General features: G+C 70.0%; 1 protein-coding gene and 1 pseudogene. Both read left to right on the top strand.

The window, feature by feature from the left end; genetic code table 11:
- The coding region (dnaG, locus tag Q0716_RS05910) for a DNA primase (protein ID WP_299020777.1) at window positions 1–1,775 on the top strand (1,775 nt) is incomplete at its 5' end.
- Window positions 1,776–2,085: 310 nt separating this feature from the next.
- Window positions 2,086–2,668: pseudogene (locus Q0716_RS05905) on the top strand (RNA polymerase sigma factor RpoD); the annotation flags it as partial.

The raw sequence follows: 2,668 nt of genomic DNA, 5'->3' as shown, positions 1-2,668 counted from the left end.
CCAGTAAGCAGTTCTATCACTGCTTTGGCTGCGGCGCGCATGGCAACGCGATCGACTTCCTGATGGCGCACACGGGCGCCTCGTTCCCCGAAGCGGTGCGCGACTTGGCGCAGCAAACAGGGCTGACCGTGCCCGATGACGAGCGCTCGCCGCAGGAGCGCGCGCGCGCCGCAGCGCAGCGCCAGCGACAAGCCACACTGACCGAAGTGCTCGCACTGGCGGCACGCGCCTATCGAGCGCAGCTCAAAACGTCGCCGCGCGCCATCGACTACCTCAAACGCCGCGGCCTGACCGGGCAGGTGGCCAAGCGCTTCGGGCTGGGCTATGCGCCGCCGGGCTGGCGCTTTTTGTCCACCGTCTTTGCCGACTACCAGGACGAGCGGTTGGTGGAAGCCGGGCTGGTCATCACCAGCGACGACACCGGCGTGGCCGACGCCCCAGGCCAGCGCCGCTATGACCGCTTTCGCGACCGCATCGTCTTTCCGATCCGCAACGTCAAAGGCGAAGTGATCGGCTTTGGTGGCCGCGTGATCGACGCGGGTGAGCCCAAATACCTCAACAGCCCCGAGACACCCGTGTTTCACAAGGGCGAAGAACTCTACGGCCTGTTCGAGGCCCGCAGCGCCATCCGCCAAGCCGGGTGCGTGCTGGTGACTGAGGGCTACATGGACGTGGTGGCGCTGGCACAGTGGGGGTTCGAGCACGCGGTGGCGACGCTGGGCACCGCGTGCACGCCGGAGCACGTGGGCAAGCTGTTTCGCTTCAGCGACACGGTGGTGTTCGCCTTCGACGGCGACGCGGCCGGCCGACGCGCGGCACGACGCGCGCTGGAAGCCGCCCTGCCGCTGGCCACCGATACGCGCAGCGTACGCTTTCTGTTTCTACCGCCAGAACATGACCCGGACAGCTTCGTGCGCGAGCGCGGCGCCGACGCCTTTGCCGCAGCGGTGCGCGACGCGACGCCGCTGAGCCGCTTTTTGCTGGAGGTGGCCGCCACCGATTGCGACCTGGACACGCCGGAGGGTCGGGCACGCTTGAGCGCGCAAGCGCAGCCGCTGTGGAGCGCCATGCCCGACGGTGCACTCAAGCGCCAATTGCTGCAGGAACTGGCCGACGCCATTGGACTCGAGGCGCGCGAGCTGGCGCAACTATGGGCGGCGCCCGGCCGGCACGGCGCGGTGGCCACCCGCGCACAGGCGCCCGAGCGGGCGGCGCCGCCGCGCCGCCCGCTGCCGCCGACGGGCGCCGCTCCCACCCAGCCCCGCTCTACCCCCCGTGCGCGCCGCACCGTGCGCGGACTGCTGGGCCGCGCCGACCGGGTGGCGCGCATCGTGCTGGGCACACCGCAAGCGTGGGATTGGCTGACCGCCGACGACCACGCGCTGCTGGCCGCCGAACCGCCTCCCCACGGGCCGCTGTTCGCCTGGCTGGAGCGCCAGTGGCTGGAACATGGCCCTCAGCCCTGGGCCGCACTGCGCGAAGCACTGCGGGGAGAGCCGTTCGAGGCGCTGGCGGTGGCGCTGCACGACAGCGGACCGTGGCTGGAGCGCTTCGACGCCCCATCGGGCGATGGCGCGGCGGCGGATGCCGCCCCCGCAGACGAGGAGATCCGGCACGAGCTGCGTGAACTGCTGCGCCGCATCCGCATCGAAGCGCTCATGCGGCTGGAGACCGAGCTGATCGCCCGCGCCGCGACCGACCCGCAAGCGCTGGCTCGCTACCGCGAGGTGAACGCCGAACGTCGTTTGCTACAGAAAGACGGCACTCTGCTATAATGGGGGGTTTCGCAAGCGCGACAGCAGCACCTCCGGACAGGGCCAACCGACAGCCCGACCCGTCGATGGCAGGCACCCCGTGCACCGCCACCCATGTCGACCGGTCAGTCGGTCACGCGGGCCGCTCCCCCGCTGGCCAGGACGCCCACGGCGCGTCCGCCCCCGCAAGGACTGCACACCAAATGTTCGCCCACCCCTCTTGCGAAGCCGACAGGCCAACCCCACATGGGCATGGCTCCGCGGAGCCGTTTTCTCGTGTCTTTTTCTTCTCCGTCAGGCCCGCCCCCACGCCGGGCAGAAAGCGTTTGCCGTGAGTACCCGTTCCAAAAAAAACCTGAACACCGCCGAAGCCGTCAACGCCGAGGTCGCCGCGGTGGCCACCCCTGCGGCCTCGCCCGCACCCAAACCCACCAAGCGCACCCCGAGGGCCGCCAAGTCGGCCCCCGCTGCCACTGCCTCCGAGGGCAATGACACCGCGCCCCCGGCCGCCGAGGAGGCCGCCCCCGCCAAGGCCACGGGCAGCAAGTCCCGATCCGGTGCGGCCAAAGCCAGTACCACCAAAGCCCGCGCGGCCAAAGGTGGTGCCGCGCGTGGCCGCAAGCCCGCCGCAGCCAAGGCTGAGGACGACGTCTTCGACGACGCTGACCTGACCGACGACCTCGACGACGAGCTGATCGACGACGAGGTCGAGGCCGTGGCCGACGACCCAACCGACAGCGCGGCCGAAGCAGCCGAGAAGGCCAAGCCGCTGCGCATGAAACTCAGCAAGGCCAAAGAGCGCGCCTTGATGAAGGAATTCGGCCTGGACGACACCGTTCTGACCGAAGAAGAGGCCAAGCTGCGGCGCGAAAAGCTCAAGCAGCTCATCAAGCTGGGCAAGACGCGCGGCTACT

The organism is uncultured Tepidimonas sp. (assembly GCF_938045175.1).
Taxonomy (GTDB): Bacteria; Pseudomonadota; Gammaproteobacteria; order Burkholderiales; family Burkholderiaceae_C; genus Tepidimonas.
Note: the sequence above shows the minus strand (reverse complement) of the source record. Positions and strands in the feature narration are given on the sequence as shown.